This window comes from Mariprofundus micogutta (assembly GCF_001895085.1).
GTDB lineage: Bacteria > Pseudomonadota > Zetaproteobacteria > Mariprofundales > Mariprofundaceae > Mariprofundus > Mariprofundus micogutta.
Genome location: NZ_BDFD01000005.1, coordinates 42,408 through 59,556, shown reverse-complemented (window position 1 = coordinate 59,556; position 17,149 = coordinate 42,408). Strand labels below are relative to the sequence as shown.

General features: G+C 47.9%; 20 protein-coding genes. 14 read left to right on the top strand and 6 right to left on the bottom strand.

Translation table 11 applies throughout. The annotated features are described in order from the left end of the window. Positions 1-2 precede the first annotated feature (2 nt). The 4 genes from MMIC_RS04180 to mdh all read right to left on the bottom strand — a co-directional run bounded on the left by MMIC_RS04180 (position 3) and on the right by mdh (position 4,489). Complete coding sequence (locus tag MMIC_RS04180) at positions 3-1,223, bottom strand: RNA-guided endonuclease InsQ/TnpB family protein (protein ID WP_072659201.1); 1,221 nt, start codon at positions 1,221-1,223, stop codon at positions 3-5. Positions 1,224-1,383: 160 nt separating this feature from the next. After that, complete coding sequence (gene sucD, locus MMIC_RS04175) at positions 1,384-2,253, bottom strand: succinate--CoA ligase subunit alpha (protein WP_072659200.1); 870 nt, start codon at positions 2,251-2,253, stop codon at positions 1,384-1,386. Between the two features lies 1 nt (position 2,254). Then, the gene (gene sucC / locus MMIC_RS04170) at positions 2,255-3,418 is read right to left on the bottom strand and encodes an ADP-forming succinate--CoA ligase subunit beta (RefSeq protein WP_072659199.1); all 1,164 of its coding nucleotides are present in this window, start codon (positions 3,416-3,418) and stop codon (positions 2,255-2,257) included. A 90-nt stretch (positions 3,419-3,508) separates the two neighbouring features. Then, positions 3,509-4,489: a malate dehydrogenase gene (mdh, locus tag MMIC_RS04165; protein ID WP_072659198.1), complete on the bottom strand. Its 981-nt coding sequence runs from the start codon at positions 4,487-4,489 to the stop codon at positions 3,509-3,511. A 207-nt stretch (positions 4,490-4,696) separates the two neighbouring features. Between mdh and MMIC_RS04160 the strand changes: the two genes are divergently transcribed. The 6 genes from MMIC_RS04160 (at position 4,697) to MMIC_RS04135 (ending at position 7,889) form a co-directional block, all read left to right on the top strand. Continuing rightward, on the top strand, positions 4,697-5,098 hold the full coding sequence (locus tag MMIC_RS04160) for a hypothetical protein (RefSeq protein WP_072659197.1): 402 nt from the start codon (positions 4,697-4,699) through the stop codon (positions 5,096-5,098). Positions 5,099-5,154: 56 nt separating this feature from the next. Next, the gene (rfaD, locus tag MMIC_RS04155) at positions 5,155-6,117 is read left to right on the top strand and encodes an ADP-glyceromanno-heptose 6-epimerase (RefSeq protein ID WP_072659196.1); all 963 of its coding nucleotides are present in this window, start codon (positions 5,155-5,157) and stop codon (positions 6,115-6,117) included. After that, a complete protein-coding gene (locus tag MMIC_RS04150; protein ID WP_072659195.1) occupies positions 6,114-6,431 on the top strand; it encodes an outer membrane protein assembly factor BamE in 318 nt (105 codons plus the stop codon). The genes rfaD and MMIC_RS04150 overlap by 4 nt, the downstream gene beginning before the upstream one ends. A 277-nt stretch (positions 6,432-6,708) precedes the next feature. Further along, positions 6,709-6,987, top strand: a complete 279-nt coding sequence (locus tag MMIC_RS04145; RefSeq protein ID WP_227819350.1) for a hypothetical protein — start codon at positions 6,709-6,711, stop codon at positions 6,985-6,987. Between the two features lie 12 nt (positions 6,988-6,999). Next, positions 7,000-7,485: a roadblock/LC7 domain-containing protein gene (locus MMIC_RS04140; RefSeq protein WP_072659193.1), complete on the top strand. Its 486-nt coding sequence runs from the start codon at positions 7,000-7,002 to the stop codon at positions 7,483-7,485. A 5-nt stretch (positions 7,486-7,490) separates the two neighbouring features. Continuing rightward, on the top strand, positions 7,491-7,889 hold the full coding sequence (locus tag MMIC_RS04135; RefSeq protein ID WP_072659192.1) for a roadblock/LC7 domain-containing protein: 399 nt from the start codon (positions 7,491-7,493) through the stop codon (positions 7,887-7,889). A gap of 36 nt (positions 7,890-7,925) precedes the next feature. Here MMIC_RS04135 and MMIC_RS04130 read toward each other — a convergent pair whose 3' ends face one another. Then, positions 7,926-9,446 (bottom strand): metallophosphoesterase family protein, encoded by a 1,521-nt coding sequence (locus tag MMIC_RS04130; protein WP_072659191.1) that lies wholly within the window; start codon positions 9,444-9,446, stop codon positions 7,926-7,928. Positions 9,447-9,595: 149 nt separating this feature from the next. Between MMIC_RS04130 and MMIC_RS04125 the strand changes: the two genes are divergently transcribed. From MMIC_RS04125 to MMIC_RS04090, 8 genes are all read left to right on the top strand, one after another. Continuing rightward, positions 9,596-9,997 carry a hypothetical protein gene (locus MMIC_RS04125; RefSeq protein ID WP_072659190.1) on the top strand — a complete coding sequence of 134 codons (402 nt, stop codon included), beginning with the start codon at positions 9,596-9,598 and terminating at the stop codon, positions 9,995-9,997. A 39-nt stretch (positions 9,998-10,036) separates the two neighbouring features. Continuing rightward, positions 10,037-10,786, top strand: coding sequence for an oxygen-binding di-iron domain-containing protein (locus tag MMIC_RS04120; protein ID WP_072659189.1), 750 nt, complete (start codon positions 10,037-10,039; stop codon positions 10,784-10,786). Between the two features lie 29 nt (positions 10,787-10,815). Beyond that, positions 10,816-11,181: a roadblock/LC7 domain-containing protein gene (locus MMIC_RS04115; protein ID WP_072659188.1), complete on the top strand. Its 366-nt coding sequence runs from the start codon at positions 10,816-10,818 to the stop codon at positions 11,179-11,181. Between the two features lie 219 nt (positions 11,182-11,400). After that, a complete protein-coding gene (locus MMIC_RS04110; protein ID WP_072659187.1) occupies positions 11,401-12,033 on the top strand; it encodes a hypothetical protein in 633 nt (210 codons plus the stop codon). Beyond that, positions 12,033-12,617: a GTP-binding protein gene (locus MMIC_RS04105; protein WP_072659186.1), complete on the top strand. Its 585-nt coding sequence runs from the start codon at positions 12,033-12,035 to the stop codon at positions 12,615-12,617. The genes MMIC_RS04110 and MMIC_RS04105 overlap by 1 nt, the downstream gene beginning before the upstream one ends. A gap of 61 nt (positions 12,618-12,678) precedes the next feature. Next, entirely contained in the window at positions 12,679-13,896 is a 1,218-nt protein-coding gene (locus MMIC_RS04100; RefSeq protein WP_171966452.1) for a LysM peptidoglycan-binding domain-containing protein, read from the top strand. After that, positions 13,863-15,557 carry a peptide-binding protein gene (locus MMIC_RS04095; protein WP_227819349.1) on the top strand — a complete coding sequence of 565 codons (1,695 nt, stop codon included), beginning with the start codon at positions 13,863-13,865 and terminating at the stop codon, positions 15,555-15,557. Before MMIC_RS04100 ends, MMIC_RS04095 begins: the two co-directional genes overlap by 34 nt. A 151-nt stretch (positions 15,558-15,708) precedes the next feature. Continuing rightward, positions 15,709-16,017, top strand: a complete 309-nt coding sequence (locus MMIC_RS04090; RefSeq protein WP_072659184.1) for a hypothetical protein — start codon at positions 15,709-15,711, stop codon at positions 16,015-16,017. Here MMIC_RS04090 and ald read toward each other — a convergent pair. Next, positions 16,014-17,120 (bottom strand): alanine dehydrogenase, encoded by a 1,107-nt coding sequence (gene ald / locus MMIC_RS04085; protein WP_072659257.1) that lies wholly within the window; start codon positions 17,118-17,120, stop codon positions 16,014-16,016. The genes MMIC_RS04090 and ald overlap by 4 nt on opposite strands. Between the last annotated feature and the right edge of the window lie 29 nt (positions 17,121-17,149).

Genomic DNA, 17,149 nt, shown 5'->3' with positions numbered 1-17,149 from the left:
GCTTATGCAGCTAACGGGAGAGACTGCATTACTGCGCCTCGGGTTCCTGCTTCATAGGGAGCTTGACCGCCTATCCCTCCACAGGCAGTAGCGGCAAGCCCTGCCGCCAGAATGTTTTTTGCAGCGTTTAGATCTGCGTTTTCGGCATGGCCACAGGCCGTGCATGAGAACTGCTCCTGAGTTATGCGGTTTCCTTTATCGGTGAATTCACAGGTTGAGCATTTCCGAGATGTATTACGCGGATTGATCAGGATCACCTGACCACCGCGCCACTGCTGTTTGTAGCCCAATTGTTGTCCGAACTCGAACCACCCCATATCGAGAATTGAGCGGTTGAGTCCTGCTTTCTGCCGGACGCTGGTGCCTGGCTCATCGACTGAGCCTTTTGCAGATGCTGTCATGTTTTTGGTACGCAAATCTTCGAGCACGGTCACCGCGTGGTTTTTGCTGATGATCGTTGTTGCTTTGTGGATTGCGTCATTCCGGGCATCTGCGATTTTGATATACAGGCGAGTGATACGTTCGCGCTGCTTTTTCCAGTTGTTGGAAAACTTGGTTTTGCGAGCAAGTCTCCGCTGCTCTCTGGCTAACTTTTTCGACAATCGTTTGAGTGGTTTCGAACCTTCAAAAACTGAGCCGTCGGACAGCGTTGCAAGATTCACCACACCCCGGTCAATGCCGGTTGCCGTTGAAGATTCGTGGACAGGTTCATCAACTTCAATCGCCGTCAGGATGGATACAAACCAGTGCTTTCCTCTGCGAGAAACGGTCGCACTTCGTATTAACCCTTTAATGGATCGTGACTCACGAAACCGCACTATTCCGACCTTAGGGAGAAAGACGCGGTCTCCTTCAATCCGGACAGATTGTGGAAAACGGAATGAGTCACCTAAGCCTTTCCGTTTGAATTGAGGCATACGTTTTAATGGCTGCTTGCGATCAAACCCATCGCTGAAAGCCCGGTCCAAATCCTTGAGGCACTGCTGCAGGACTTGCGATTGAGCTTGCGCCAGAAAGCCAAACTCATCCGATTTCTTCCAGAGAGTTAACCACCAGGCGGCCTCGTGATACCGTATGATCGGCTGCTTGTCCTTTAGTCGCTGCAGATTCATGAAAAGCATTTTGTTCCAGAGAAATCTTCGGCATCCAGCGAATTCGGCAAATAAATGCTTCTGATCTTCCGTTGGCTCAAGCCTGAATTTATATGCTTTCAAAACCTGCATAGTGTACGATCGTACACCACGCTGAGATTCATTTCAACAGGTAGTGAGAGCATTATATCCCCACCCAAAGCTACGCTTTCGATGGGGCCTTACGGATCGTTGGATAAAGGGCTTTTATCAGCTTGCAGCGCGCCTCAGCAAAAACGACCTGAAAAGCAAGTTAACTGAGCAGTTCCAGCATACGCTGACCAAGCAGTGTGGGGTTTCGCTCAACGCTTACTCCGGCCGCCTCCAGAGCGGAAAACTTGGCATCTGCGGTTCCCTTTCCACCTGAGATAATCGCACCGGCGTGCCCCATACGTTTTCCTTTCGGCGCTGTCGCTCCGGCAATGAAAGCAACCACAGGTTTCGCAATATGTTCGCGAATATATTGCGCGGCATGCTCTTCATCCGAACCACCAATTTCACCAATGAGCACAACACCTTCAGTCTGCTCATCAGCTTCAAACAGTTTTAGCGCATCAATAAAATCCATACCATGAACAGGGTCGCCGCCCATACCGATACAAGTCGACTGACCAAGACCTGTCTGGGTAAGCTGATCAACCGCTTCATAGGTCAGTGTGCCCGAACGGGATATCACCCCAACCCGACCCGGCTTGTGAATATGGCCGGGCATAATACCGATCTTGGCTTCTCCGGGTGTGATAATACCCGGGCAATTCGGGCCTATCAGGACACAGTCTCTACCTGCAATGCTCTCTTTTACCTTCAACATATCGAGAACAGGAATTCCTTCGGTTATACAGGCTATCAGTTGGATGCCTGCATCGGCGGCCTCCACAATGGCATCTGCCGCAAAACGTGGTGGCACAAAGATCACAGTTGCATCTGCCCCTTCCCGATCTACCGCATCGGCAACAGAGTTAAACACGGGCCTGTCAAGATGGGTCTGTCCACCCTTGCCCGGAGTGACGCCGCCCACAAAACAGGTGCCATATTCAATCATTTGACTGGAATGAAAGCTTCCCTGTTTACCCGTAAAGCCCTGGCAGATCACACGTGTGTTTTTATCAAGTAAGACCGCCATCTTATCGCTCCCCAGCAGCTGCAACTGCGAATTCTGCTGCCTGATCTAGATCTTCTGCCCAACGTACATCCAGCCCGGCATCTTTCACCAGTTTGCGCCCCTCTTGCTCATTGGTACCAACCAGTCGCATCACTACAGGCACATTCATCGGATGTGTTTTTATCGCCTCCAGAAGACCTCTGGCAATCACATCACAGCGCACAATGCCGCCAAAGATATTCACCAGCACTGCTTTCACATGAGCATCGCTGAACAGCAGCTTAAACGCCTCACACACGGTATCGACTGTTACACCTCCACCAACATCAAGGAAGTTAGCCGGCTTGTCGCCTTTCAGCTGAATAATATCCATTGTTGCCATAGCCAAGCCTGCACCATTGACCATACAGCCAATATGACCGTCCAATGCAATATAATTCAGGCCGAATCTGGATGCTTCAATTTCACGTGGATCTTCTTCATCCACATCACGCAGGTCCATAATTTCAGGGTGACGGTAAAGTGCATTATCATCAGCGACAAACTTGGCATCCAGTGCCAGCAGATCTCCGGTGCCGGTAAGAATTAACGGATTCAATTCCAGCATAGCGGCATCTTTCTGGCAAAATGTACTATGAAGTTCTGACAAAAGTTCAGCACATGCTTTGATCTGTGCTCCTTCAAGCCCCAAAAAGCTGGCTATTGCATGGCTTTCATCGTCACTGACATGATCAGCCGCAATGGAAAGAGTAAGAATCTTGTCCGGACTCTTTTCAGCTACCTCTTCGATATCCATACCACCAGCCGGACTGGCTACAAATGCGATCTTTTCTGTTTCACGATCCACCAGCAGACTGAGATAAAATTCACGTGCTATATCCAGACCTTCCTCGACATATAGCCGGTTCACTTGCTTGCCTGCATCACCGGTCTGTTTCGTCACCAGCACAGAATCCAGAAGTGCACCTGCAGCTTCTCTCACTTCATCCAGAGACTTGCAAACGCGGACCCCACCGGCTTTTCCACGACCACCGGCATGAATCTGTGCTTTTACGACCCAGACTGAAGTATCAAGGGTTTGTGCAGCTGCTACAGCCTCATCAACGCTAAGCGCCAAAGCACCACGGGGAACAGGCACACCGAATTCAGCCAGAATGGCTTTAGCCTGATATTCATGAATGTTCAATACTGACTCCTCGTATACTTATCGATGCAGGTGGTGCGTCCGATGGACCATAGAATAGAATGCAAAGGATGAACTGTGGCCAGACTTTCTTCAATAGAGCCCAAGTTCATCAATAACCTTGACCAGATCTGCCACTGCTTCCATGGACCGCAACAGGCCTGATTGCTCATCTTCAGTCAGGTCCAGCTCAATAATGGCTTCAAGACCACCCGCGCCAAGTTTGCATGGCACTCCCAGATAATAGCCATTCATGCCATACTCACCTTCCAGATAAGCACAGCAAGGCAGAACCCGTTTATTATCCCTGATAATAGCTTCAGCCATCTGTACGACAGATGCTGCAGGCGCATAAAATGCAGAACCGGTCTTCAGATAACGTACTACTTCCGCACCACCATCGGCTGTGCGCTCACAAATTTCCTTCATACGTTGCTCACTGATCAATTCTGTGACAGGAATGCCTGCCACCGTAGAATAGCGAGGCAGTGGAACCATGGTATCTCCATGCCCCCCTAACACAAAAGCAGTCACATTATTGATCGAGACTTCCAACTCATCCGCAATAAATGATCTCATGCGAGCTGAATCAAGCACACCGGCCATACCGATTACTCGATGTTTGGGGAAGCCTGACACACGAAGGGCCGTATAAACCATCGCATCCAGCGGATTGGTTACAACCAGAATAATGCAATCGGGCGAATGCTTAACAATATTACGTGTGACATCAGCAACAATGCCAGCATTAATCGCAAGCAGATCATCGCGGCTCATGCCCGGCTTCCTGGCAATGCCTGCCGTGATAATCACCAGATCGGAATTTGCTGTATCTGCATAATCGTTAGTGCCAGTCACTGATGAATCGAAACGCAGAATGGGAGAGGATCCTCGCATATCCAGCGCCTTACCCTGTGGTATTCCTTCAACCACATCGATCAATACAATATTGGCAAGTTCTTGCGTTGCAGCCAGAAATGCAGCCGTTGCACCGACATTACCCGCTCCGACCACGGTAATCTTTTTCCTGGTGAATACTGAACTATCCGCAGCATGAATATCAGACCAGCGCATAATAACGCCTCCTTTTATTAGCTATTGCCATCATTCCAATCAAACTGTTGCGTTGTAAATGATGCCGATGAGACTGATGGTAGTCTATCGAAATCAACATCCAATTACATCTTCGTTCCAGCTTGCACAGATGATAGCACCACGTAGCATCCGCGCCTGATTAGCAATGGTATCCACAACCAGAAAAGCAAACCATCGGGTGAATAAATGAATAATGTAAAAGCATTTCCGGGCACATTCCCTCTACATGAAGACCGCGATTTCCTGTCTGAAAGCGAATGGGTGATTTTCAAGCTGCTATGCAAGCCTGTTGATGGCATTGGCGAGGAAAATGCGCAGGAGCTCTCTGAGGCCACCGGCAATCAGGTCACTGTTGAGCGTTGCAATGAATTGATACGCATTGTTCGTATTTCCCGGTTACAAGGTTTAGGAAGCTGGATATCACGCCTGTTTGCCGAAGCAGGTTTCAGTGATACTGATTTACGTCTGCTTGATGCAGGCCAACTGACATCAGCCGTGAATGGCAAAGCCGGATATAATATATGCAATGAGGCAACCACACGCGCCCTGCACGCATTACAACTGCAGTGGAAAGGTGCAGAGTCGTGATTCGTTTTGAATCAATGCTGAATAAATAAATAGAACATTAAGGCGGTAGTGTTTGCATGAGTGAAAGAATTCTGATTACCGGCGGATCCGGTTATATTGGCTCCAATATAGCAGCTGCATTGTCTCAACGTCCGGGAACGGATGTACTGGTTGTTGATGACTTCTCCTCAGGAGACTGGCGCAACCTGATCCATGTCGGTTGCGAGGTGCGCGCTGCTGACTGCAATGACCCGGCCCTGCTGGATGAGATTGCCAACGGTGAATTTTCTGCAATTTATCATGAGGCCGCTATCACCGACACTACAGTGATGGATCAGCGTCTGATGGTTGAAGTCAACACCAATGCCTTTGCCGATATTCTTGAAGCAAGCTCACGCTCTGGTACTCGGGTTATCTACGCGTCATCTGCCGGCACCTATGGCAATTCACCTGCACCGAACTGTGTAGGCAAGGGAGAAGAGCCCGAGAATATTTATGGCTTTTCTAAACTTGCTATGGACCGAGTTGCCTATCGCTGGCATGACAAACATAGCGCTCCGATTATCGGGCTGCGTTACTTCAATGTATATGGCCCCGGTGAAACACATAAGAATGAGAAAGATGGCAACAAAACCGCATCCATGATCCTGCAGCTCTATGAGCAATTAAAATCAGGCAAGCAGCCACGTCTGTTCAAGTATGGTGAACAGAAACGTGACTTTGTTTATATCCGCGATGTTGTCTCCGCCAATCTTGCAGCTCTCGATGCGCCTCGCTCTGGTGTCTGCAATGTGGGCTCAGGCAAGGCAAGATCATTCAATGATATCATTAATAATCTAACACAACTGCTTGATATTAAAGTTGATATTGAATACATCGACAATCCTTTTTCATTTTATCAGGAGCATACCGAAGCTGATCTCAATGAAAGTAAAACGGTTCTGAACTGGCAACCCGATTGGTCGCTGGAAAAAGGTATGCAAGACTACATTTCACTTCTGGAAAATGGCCACCGTGGGCCAGTGGAGCACAAAGCATGAAGTTTATTACAGCAGCTTTGACATCTGCAGCACTGCTATTGGCAGGCTGCATGTATGAACCAATCCATCAGGGTAACCGACTGAGTGCTGAAAAATCAGCTCAAATTTTTGAAGGCATGACAAAATTCAAGGTCGAGCAGGCACTTGGCACCCCCATGCTGAATAGCACACTGCATCCGAATCGCGTCACCTATTACGAAGAATTCGAAGATGAAGAGAGCGGCGACATGAAAAAACGCGGGCTCGAAATCACCTATGACGGCGCCCTGCGCGTTCAACACATCCGCCGCTTTGGCTTTGAAGATAGCGAATAACAAGCCATAGCAGATTCCCTGCAACTGCAATTCGCCTGTTATAGAGAATTGTGTGATTTCCGTTACATTGTAAAGCGATCAGTGCGTTAAATTGAGGCAGTATGTCTACTTGTCACCTTGCCTCATGATTGACACCCACCAGCTGAATACGTAAATTTTGATTGTTTTACATTGTTTTACAGGAGGATAGAGTATTTCACTTCATGATGAGCTTGAACAGCTGCGGCAGGAAATGAATCTTATTTTCATCCTGGCTTCGAATGATGAGGGGTTGGTAATGACTGAAGTCGGCGAATCACCGGGTGAAGACTTTGCACCATATTCGACATCCATGATGGAAACTTCCCTGAAAATGTCAGCAATTGCTGATTTGGGTAACCCCATATGTAACGCCCTGGTATTAAAGGGTGGGCGCATGTTGATTATGCATGAAGCCAAGATTGATGGCGACTCAATATATTTGTCAATACTGTGCAGTAGAGTCCCGACTGGCGTACAGACATTGATCAAAAAAATCGTAGCATGTTTGTCCAGAGCCCTGACTGGAAATGAATAACAGGAGCAGTAATTGAGCGACTATAAAGAAGCCTGCAGTAAAGAGCTTTCACGCCTGGTTGAAAGAGAAACGCACCTTGATGCCGCTTTACTTTGCAGCGTCGACGGCCTGCCTGTGGCTTATGCATCGTCTGTTGAAATTGAAGCTGATGCACTTTCCGCCATGTGCTCCTCCATGCTTTCTCTTGGTGATGCCCTGGCCATTCAGGGTGGAGATGACAACTGTATTCAGGTGGTTACGCAATCCAGAGGGCGTACTGTTGCATTGATTCATGCAGGTGAAGATATGCTGCTGGGATTGATGGGTAGCCGCGAATTAAAACTCGGCATGCTGCTCGGCCACGCCCGCAAAGAAGTTGAAGTGATTGTCGAATTAATTAACAAATCACAGCATGAAGAGAAACAACAGGAAGAAGAAAAAGCACCTTCAGCCGAGAGACAACCCGCCTTGTTGGAAGAGCTGGTTAAACGCGTAATGCAAGAAGCTCAGGAGAGGTAAAGCCCATGAACACAACGCTTGAGAACCTTGTTAATGAACTCGATGGCGCGCTGGCTGCAGCAGTCGTGGATCTGAATAACGGCCTGCTGCTGGGTGCACATCATAATGTCCCCTACTTCACACAATCCTATGTTGATGCAGTTGGGGCCGCGGCCGTTGATATGTTTCGTGGAAAAACAATCACAGCTGTTGAAACCATGATGGCTGCGCAACGTGGTGAAGAAATTAAATACCATATCAAAGAAATTCAGATGACTACTGACGGCACTTTTCACTTCATGGCCGTCGTGCCGACAAAACCTGACTACCTGCTGATTCTGGTGACCCGCACGAACATCAGCCTGGGAGCAGGCTGGATGGCGGCTCGAGAGGCGCTGGAGCAAGTCGCGCCACAGTGCCCATAAGGCCAAACAAACTAACCACTCATACGTAATCGGCTGTTATCTTCCTTCTCGCAAGCGCTCGATTGCTTTAGCTGGAAAATCAAAGCTTTCCATATCAGCAGCAACTTTTTCAATATCATAAGGCAGAGAAAACAGCTCCAGATCCAGGCTATCCGGATAGAACACAGCCCCTTCTGCTTGCGCTACACCCATGCGCGGCTGCCCAACCGAACCCGGGCATACCAGTGATGCACTGAAATCACTCAGGTTCACCCGTTCCGAACAGATATATGGCTGAACCATCCTGTTTTTCATGGCATAAACTCCCTGAATATGCGAATGGCCGTGCAAACATATGGGAATATCTATGGTTCGAAGATGATCCAGATTCTTTTCTGCCGTCATGTTATACACATAACCATTAAAAAATGTTTTATCAATCGGCGAGCCATGCACTGCCATCCAGCCGGGCATCCGATGCCGAACAGGCAAAGCCCCTAACCACTGTTTATCCATATCATCGAGTTGACTCAGCGTCCAATCCAGCGTCCATTTCGCCAGACTGCTGGATGCCACCCTGACATCTCCGTTATGAGCTACGTAGTGATCATGATTCCCCCTCACGCAAAACACACCGTGTTGTTTGGCCAGTGCAATACATGCCTTAGGATGAGGCCCATAGCCAACAATATCACCCAGCATCATTATCTGCGAAATACCACGCCTTGAAAACTCGGCCAGAACCACTTCAAACGCCGGTAAATTGGCATGCACATCAGCAATCAGACCTATGGGTTCAAGTGGAGAGAAATCACCCGATGCAGCCTGCGCCATCTCAATCCGATAGGACGGCCTGAGTTCTGCCAGAAAAACCTGCTTCAGAGCTTCGTCCCCCCCTACAAACTGATCAACAAGTGCTTCATGCACAACATCATCTGCCGATGAAGAATAAGACCTCAGTCGTGGCCATAAGGAGTTCCCCAACAAACTCCACGATTGAACATCAAGACCCAACTCGTCTGATTTTCTCAACCAGTTTGCCAACATCGCCGAGAACGATGAAAAGTTATCCCAGGCATAAATATCATCATCCAGATACCAGAGCTTACCTTGCAGACACCCGAAATTAGACAACCCTTCATCCAGCCGCTTATCAAAACGCACCGTGAATTCACAATATATTCGCATTATTTCTGAAAAGGCCCATACCCGTTCTTCTGCAGAAAAGGTGCCGAAATCAAACATGTGCAGCGGTTTTAGCCTGGGTGAGATATTTGCCACCAGCCAGTTCTCATCATGAATCATCAACCATGTACGATCCGGATGATATATTTGATACTCTTTTTCTCTCTCGATCTGAAGCTTACACCACCTCTCTGCAACAGTTTCAGACGTAAAACTGCGTCGGGAATTAATTTTTAATACCCAGGTCTCATCCGCATAAATCTGAGTATCCGGCTTACCCGTAAATGCACCGCCATGAGACAAAACTTGCGGTGCCTGGCACAACAGTCCATCAATAACATCGATATTGACCTTTATCTCATCAGAGAGACTGCCAATAATATAGCTATCCATTATTTCTCCCCGGCACGAAACTGCGAACGCTTACTATATACAGATAAGCGGATTCAACACAGTAGCTATTTGAGTCAGGCAATAATATTTTCCATGGAAACCTCAGCCTGATTAAGGTTAAATAGGCCTGCTACGACAGGAGGAAGTGCTTGGAAAATTCATCTGGCTTAACTTTAGAAACGCGACTTCAGGCAATTCTCGAAGAGACACGTCTACAGCATAAGATGCACTCACTGCTGCTGGCTGACAAAAACGGCTGGCCAGTCAGCCATGCAGGAAAAATAGCTCATGCAGGCATGGCTGCCATCGCGCCGGAACTGATCCGGGTTGGTGAACATGCGGTTCGTCTGGGCGAGTACAATAGCATTACCTGTGTTGCACTTGTGCTTGAAGACAGTCATCTGATGGTTATTAAGGATATCGAAATTAACGGTGAACCCTTCGTTCTGGTCATGGACACCCCATCTGTACCGAAAGGCATGAGAAAACTACTGCATTCACTTCGGGATCGAATTGCTCTGGTGATGGATATGGATAGAGAGCAAGCGTAAAGAGAATTAACTACATAATACATAGTTAGGAGGACATGTATGGCAGATATACTTTTTGAAAATGATGAACACCGGTGCATCTTCTTTGAAGATTTCACCGAGGGCGAAATGGTCTCTGCTAATCAGCATCTGATTATTCACAAAGGCAAAGGCATGTTGCTTGATCCCGGTGGACACAAGGTTTATTCGAAAATTATGGCGGCCATGCCGGAGCACCTTGCACCCTCTGCCCTGAAATACCTGTTTCTCTCACATCAGGATCCTGACATTGTCGCTTCGGTAAACGGCTGGCTGATGATCACCGATGCAGATGCCTATCTGTCTGCCATCTGGAAACGCTTTGTCGCCCACTTCGGCGTTGATGGAAGCGTTATGGATCGTATGAAAGAGATTCCTGACCAGGGCGCAAAACTTGATCTTGAAGGCTGTGAACTGATGATTATACCGGCTCATTTCCTGCACTCTGCCGGCAATTTCCATGTATATGATCCCATCTCGAAAATTCTTTATACCGGCGACCTTGGTGCTGCGCTTGTAGATTACCGCTTTGTTGAGGACTTCGAAGCACATACCGGCCACATGGCGGGCTTCCATCAACGTTATATGGGCAGTAACACGGCCTGTCAGCTATGGGCTAAAATGGTGCGTGAACTGGATATCGAAATTATTGCGCCACAACACGGTGCCATGTTCAAGGGCAAAGAGATGGTGACTCAATTCATCGACTGGGTTGAAGGTCTTGATGTTGGTGCCGACGCGATGAAAGAGATCTACAAATTACCTGCATAATTCAATTATAACTGAACAAGGAGATTGATATGGCTACAAAACAAGAAAGAATCAATGCTGTACTTGATGAACTGAAAATGGCGACATCCGACATTCAGGGAAGCGGTGTTATCAGTCCTGATGGCATGATGATTGCCAACAAACTGGACGGTGATCAGGGCGATGCGGCAGCTGCCATGGGTGCTGCACTGGCAAGCCTGGCCAAACGTGTAACAGACACCTTGAAAGTTGGTGACTTTCAGGAAGTAAACATCCGTGGTGCCAACGCAGGCATCCTGCTTTTCGATATTGAACACCGTGCTTCACTGATTGTAAAAGTATCCCAGGGCGCAAATCTTGGTCTGGTCTTTCTGGAAGCAAGGCAGGCTCAGAGTCAACTCGGCCAGATTCTCTAGCAACGAGAGAACTCCCTGTTATGATCACAGGGAGTTCTCACACTGTTATCTCTAACCCATCACACCCGGATCATCCATGTGGAAAAATCGCGGCTGGAGCACCGCACCTATACCTCATGGCTTCCCGTTGTTGTGCATTAGCAGCGCATTTTCTATTTGCGACTACCCGGTCAGTCTGTATATTCCCTAACATATCGGGCTTGGAGAAGGTATTCTAGAATGAATTCACTTGTGTATCTCCGTCGTATGATCATCAACCAGAAACCTGCGCGAGTTGATTATACGGTGGGAAATAATACGGAAAGTATTTATTACGAGCGAGCTGGCTTTGAAGGCTCCTATGATGAAGTGAGCACTAAACTCAGAGCGATTTTCGAATCTGATAACGTGAATGTAGTCACCACCTCCGACTTCAACCCTACCAGCAGCAAAAGAATCTTTGCACCTCAGGCTATTTCCGCAGCCCTTGCAGGTTACACATTTAATGCCGAAACACGCGCAGCACTGCTCAGCTTTGTCATGCGTCTACCTCCGCTCGTAGTCAGACTTTATCCCATGCAACGCTATGCTTTCCAGGATAATTCCGCTTATATGAAAATGCATATGATGTACCAACAGAATGGAGTACTTCGCATGCAGAATTACATTTCCCAATCTGAAAATTCCCGCGATGAAATGGTCCGTCTGAGAGTCATGATGGCCACTTATATTCTGGGGCTGATTGCACCATTGAATGCCGGTGCACAGAGCAGTACGAGAACGCAGCAGGTAAATACACAACGACCTGCGAAAAAGAAAAGAGGCAAGGTCTCTATCCTGTCCAGAATTATCAACAGGATCAGGGGGCTTTAATGCAGGGCGAAGAAAAACAGATTGTAAAACTGGTTATTACCGGACCGGTTAACGCAGGCAAAACCACCATGGTCCAGAATCTCAGCGATTCACAGGTCGCTGCGACTGACGTTTCAGCCACTGATTCCGTTGCTGAACTCAAAGCGATGACCACGGTAGGACTGGATTTTGGTATCCTCAAAGTTGATGATATGCTGGAGCTTCACCTGTTTGGAACACCAGGTCAGTCCCGCTTCAATTTTATGTGGAATATCCTTTCCAGAGGAGCCATCGGAGCTATTTTTCTGGTAGACAGTACCAGTGATGAATCAATGGCCGAGATGAAAAAAATGTTTGATTATTATGCTGAACATGTTGACCTGCCTGTCATTGTTGGTGCAACCAAACAAGATCTGCCGGGAGCCAGAAGTGTTGATGAAATTGCTTCTCTGCTGGGGCTAGGCGATGTCATGGTGATTCCTGTTGATGCGCGTGAAAAAGAAGGCAGCAAAATGCTTGCATTAACCCTGCTTGGCAATGCCCTTGTGGAAGCTGGCGCGGATGATGATTTCGATGATGAAACGGAATATGATGACCTGTTTTAAGCATCATTGTACCACGCGATAACCGGAACCCGTTCTCATGCCTTCAATTGTCAGGAAGACAATGCCAACAACGACTATGCTTATCAGGCTAGGTACACTGCTGCTCACCTGCCTGATTTTCTCCTCATCAGTCTCATCGCAGTCATTGCACAACCATCGTATTGACCCGCTGTTAAAAAGCCTTAGTGATAACGATTTGCTGATCGCAGAGGCCCAGGCCAGAAAGCATTTCAGTCAGAGCTGGAATACAGTTACTGAACGCTCCCGTTTTGTCAGGTATCGCCTGATTGCAAAGCTGAATGAATTAAATGCACCTGTTTCACTTCAGGTACTTCCGGTCATCGAGTCAACATACAACCCTTATGCCCTCTCACATGCCGGAGCTCTCGGGCTGTGGCAGCTGATGCCAAAAACAGCAAAGTGGCTTGGCCTGCATTCAAATCATAAACTCAATGGCAGGCGCGACATTGATCGCTCATCTACTGTTGCCATACAATACCTTCAACAGCTGCATGACCGTTTTGACAACTGGCCTCTGGCACTGGCGGCATATAATATGGGCCCCAATGGCTTATCCAGACAATTGAGGAAGAATCCATGGAACATTGCAGATGGCCTGGAAAAAATGCCGATTCCATCAGCCACGCGTGCATATGTTCAGCAAGCCATTGGATTGGCTTCATTGTTAAACAAAGGCATGGTTGCATTTCCCGATCCCATCAAAACCAGAATGATACAGCTGCAGCCTCCGGTTGATATTCGCGCACTTGAAACCCTCAGTGGCATGGAAAAAGACGATATCTTTCGTTTCAACCCATGCTTGAATCAGGCTCAGTATTTTTCTCATCCGGTTACCATTCATGTGCCTGAATCGAATTTCAATAATGTTCACAGCAATATAAAACATGCAGGTCCGAAATTTGTACACACCAGGGTACAAAAGGGCGACTCTTTATGGAGCATCGCCAAGGCACACGGCACAACTGTACAGATGTTAAAACAGCTGAACCGCAAGCTAGGCAAATACCTTCGTGCCGGACAACGATTGAAAGTACCGGCGAATCAACTGGCCAAAGCCAGCGCCAATGAAAATCCGCTATTGCCTGGCAGCCACCGGATTCGTTACAAAGTTCGCTCAGGTGACTCGCTATGGCGCATTGCCAAACGCTTTGGCACAACGGTCAAAGCCATTGCACGGGTTAACAGCCTCTCACTAAAAAGAAAGATACGCGCAGGAGATACATTGTGGGTTCTCGCACGCAGGGTAGAATCAAGCTGAACACCGTAAAGCTCACTGCATTTATCGCCCTGATTTTCTCAGTGAGTGCCTGTACTGAATCAGGGCAAAACGGGGATACATCTACTGACTTTCTGGCACAAGCCTATACAGATACACCTGTCAGGGGTGATCGTCTGATCGAAGCCAGCATCGGTGATGCAACCAATCTTATTCCCATGATCGCAGGCGATGCTTCCAGCCATGCTGTTGCAGGCCAACTTTACCTCTCACTATTGAGATACGACAAAAACCTGAATCTGACCGGACAACTGGCCGAGTCTTGGCAGGTTTCAGCCGACAATAAAAGCATCACGTTCAAGTTACGTGCTGAACTACGTTGGAGTGACGGGAAACCATTCACATCCTCTGATTGCGCTTTTACCGTGGATCTGATGCAGAGTGACAGCACACAAAGCGCATACAAAGCCGATTATATGCTGGTCAAAAGTATCGAGACCCCGGATCCGCGCACTTTCATCGTCCATTACGATGAACCATTCTCCCCCGCCCTCTCCTCATGGTCATCACTGGCGATATTGCCAAAGCATGTGTTTGAAGGTGAAAATATTATGGACACCAGGCTGTCACGCCAGCCTCAGGCGACGATAGGTCCTTACAGATTGGCCCAGTGGCAACCACAACAATCCATCACCCTGACTGCGAATCCGGATTATTTTGACGGAGAAGTCTGGATCAGCGAGCGCATGACACGCATTATTCCCGATCGCGCCACCCAATTTCTGGAGCTTACTGCCGGACGTCTTGATTCAGTCGGTTTAAGCCCCATGCAGTACACTCGCCTGTTTGATACCAAGGCAACGCTGAAACATAACTACAATCGCTATAAATACCTTGATTTTGTTTACACTTATCTGGGTTTCAACATGCAACGAAAACCCTTTGATAATCAAAAAGTACGCGAAGCCATTGCTTATGCCATTGATCGCCAGGAGATCCTTGATGGCGTACAACTGGGGTTGGGTGAAACTATTGCCACGCCCTACAAACCCGGCACATACTGGGTGAATGAAACACTAAAGCCGCGCCCGTTTGACCCCGAAAAAGCGCGTTCCCTGCTTGCTGAAGCCGGCTGGTCAGATTCTGATGGTGATGGTTTGATCGACAAGGATGGCAAAATACTCTCCTTCACCATCCTAACCAATAACGGCAACAAACAACGCTCTGATGCCGCAACTATTATGCAGCAACGACTGAAAACGGTTGGTATAAGCATCAACATCAGGCTGATCGAATGGTCAGCATTTATTCAGAACTTTATTAACAAACGTGATTTTGATGCAGTCATTCTCGGCTGGTCACTCTCCCCGGACCCCGATCAATACACCATCTGGCACTCATCCCAAACCGGTCCAAGACAGTTTAATTTCCTGACCTATAAAAATAACAAGGTAGACGCAGCTCTGGACAATGCGCGCAGAACCTTTGACCGAAAACTGCGCAAACAGCAGTACGACATCATGCAGCAAGAGATTTACAACGATGTGCCCATGGTATTCCTGTTTGCCCCCTACTCACTGCCTGTGATGCATAAGCGTTTCCACGGCATCAAACCGGCGCCTGCCGGCATAGGTTATAATAGCGAACACTGGTATGTGCCTGAAGAGCTGCAAAAATATCATGTTACCGCCATTACACCATGATAACAGAGAGCTGATTCATCGGGTTATACTTGAACTTATTGCCCACAGTGGTGATACTACTTCATCACATCAATGCAACTGAACGGGTTTCAGACTGGAGGCGCTTATCTCTATTCAAGATAAACTGGAAAAGCTGAGAACAGAGCGTGATATGACATGCATCATTATCATTGATGGTGAAGGAAATCTGATTACACAGGTTGGAGAAGCGCCGGAAGGTGAAGAGTTCGCACTCTATTCACCGATGGTGATGGAAACCACAAGACGCATGTCACTATGTGGTGGCTTTGGTGAACCGATCTGTAATGGCGTGATTCTTTCCGGAGGCCGCATCCTGATCACCCATCAGGCGACAGTGAAAGAAGAAGTAATCTACACATCAATATTATGTCAGAAGGTCCCCAATGGCCTGCTCAGTGTCCTCAAACAAGTCACATCATATGTAGAAGAAACTATCTAACGAATCACCTTATTGGACAGTGACGCGGCAACTGCAGGATGAATGATCTCTCCTGCCAAAGTATTTATGCCCCTCTGCAATGCCGGATGACTCTTTATCACACCATCCACACCCAAATCAGCCACTGATTGAATATAGGGAAGTGTAATTTCTGTTAATGCCCTTGTACTGGTTTGAGGTACGGCTGCAGGCAGATTCGGAAGACAGCAGTGAATAACCCCCTCCTCCACATATACAGGTTCGTCATAACTCGTTGCCCTACAGGTTTCGCTGATCCCCCCCTGATCAATAGAGACATCAATAAAAACACTGCCATTCTGCATCTGCCTGAGATCACTTCGCCCCAGCAATTCAGGCGCATGTTTACCGGGAATCAGTGTGGCACCAATAAGCAGATCACAATCTGGCAAAAGGCTGTAAAAACAGTCATGCGAGAAGTGCATGACTGTGATATTTTTATGTGTTTCGCGCTGTAGTTGCTTGATTCGTTTTTCATCTCGTTCCAGCAAAGTAACCCTTGCTCCAAGCCCAGCTGCAGCGTCGGCTGCATTCATGCCCACATTACCTGCACCGAGTATAACCGCATGCATTGCAGGCGCTGTACCGATAGCGCAGGGCAAGCAGCCTTTGCCGGGAAATGCAGTGCCATTCTCTTTCTGAAGAAAACTGGCGCCCAGTTGTACTGCGACCCGCCCGGCCACTTCTGACATCGGCTTAAGCAGTGGCAACAGCCCTGCATCAGTCTGAACCGTTTCATAAGCAATAGCGCATGTTTTCTTATCGCGTAGAACGCCCGCCAGTTCAGGGAATGCTGCCAAATGCAGAAATGTAAACAGAATCAGATCGCCTCGAAGATATTCATATTCAATCTGCTGAGGTTCTTTAACCTTCACAACCAGTTCCTGACCCCAGGCCTGCCATGCATCAGTGACTATCTCTGCACCAGCCCGTAAATAACTGTCATCGGAGTAACCGCTATCTAAGCCGGCTTCAGACTGAACAACCACCTGATGTCCAGCAGCAATCAGTACTGCCGCTCCAGCAGGGCTCAGTGCTACACGATGTTCATGATTTTTTATCTCTTTGGGGATACCGATTCGCATAGCTATGATCATATTTCCCAAAGCTGTGT

Excerpts from the sequence above, each read along its gene's own strand:
- MMIC_RS04145 (WP_227819350.1), top strand. The coding sequence starts at position 6,709 with ATGACTGAAGTCGGCGAATCACCGGGTGAAGACTTTGCACCATATTCG.
- MMIC_RS04150 (WP_072659195.1), top strand. The coding sequence starts at position 6,114 with ATGAAGTTTATTACAGCAGCTTTGACATCTGCAGCACTGCTATTGGCA.
- MMIC_RS04160 (WP_072659197.1), top strand. The coding sequence starts at position 4,697 with ATGAATAATGTAAAAGCATTTCCGGGCACATTCCCTCTACATGAAGAC.
- MMIC_RS04120 (WP_072659189.1), top strand. The coding sequence starts at position 10,037 with ATGGCAGATATACTTTTTGAAAATGATGAACACCGGTGCATCTTCTTT.
- rfaD (WP_072659196.1), top strand. The coding sequence starts at position 5,155 with ATGAGTGAAAGAATTCTGATTACCGGCGGATCCGGTTATATTGGCTCC.
- mdh (WP_072659198.1), bottom strand. The coding sequence starts at position 4,489 with ATGCGCTGGTCTGATATTCATGCTGCGGATAGTTCAGTATTCACCAGG.
- MMIC_RS04180 (WP_072659201.1), bottom strand. The coding sequence starts at position 1,223 with ATGCAGGTTTTGAAAGCATATAAATTCAGGCTTGAGCCAACGGAAGAT.
- MMIC_RS04135 (WP_072659192.1), top strand. The coding sequence starts at position 7,491 with ATGAACACAACGCTTGAGAACCTTGTTAATGAACTCGATGGCGCGCTG.
- MMIC_RS04110 (WP_072659187.1), top strand. The coding sequence starts at position 11,401 with ATGAATTCACTTGTGTATCTCCGTCGTATGATCATCAACCAGAAACCT.
- MMIC_RS04115 (WP_072659188.1), top strand. The coding sequence starts at position 10,816 with ATGGCTACAAAACAAGAAAGAATCAATGCTGTACTTGATGAACTGAAA.
- sucD (WP_072659200.1), bottom strand. The coding sequence starts at position 2,253 with ATGGCGGTCTTACTTGATAAAAACACACGTGTGATCTGCCAGGGCTTT.
- MMIC_RS04130 (WP_072659191.1), bottom strand. The coding sequence starts at position 9,446 with ATGGATAGCTATATTATTGGCAGTCTCTCTGATGAGATAAAGGTCAAT.
- ald (WP_072659257.1), bottom strand. The coding sequence starts at position 17,120 with ATGCGAATCGGTATCCCCAAAGAGATAAAAAATCATGAACATCGTGTA.
- MMIC_RS04105 (WP_072659186.1), top strand. The coding sequence starts at position 12,033 with ATGCAGGGCGAAGAAAAACAGATTGTAAAACTGGTTATTACCGGACCG.
- MMIC_RS04100 (WP_171966452.1), top strand. The coding sequence starts at position 12,679 with ATGCCAACAACGACTATGCTTATCAGGCTAGGTACACTGCTGCTCACC.
- MMIC_RS04090 (WP_072659184.1), top strand. The coding sequence starts at position 15,709 with ATGACATGCATCATTATCATTGATGGTGAAGGAAATCTGATTACACAG.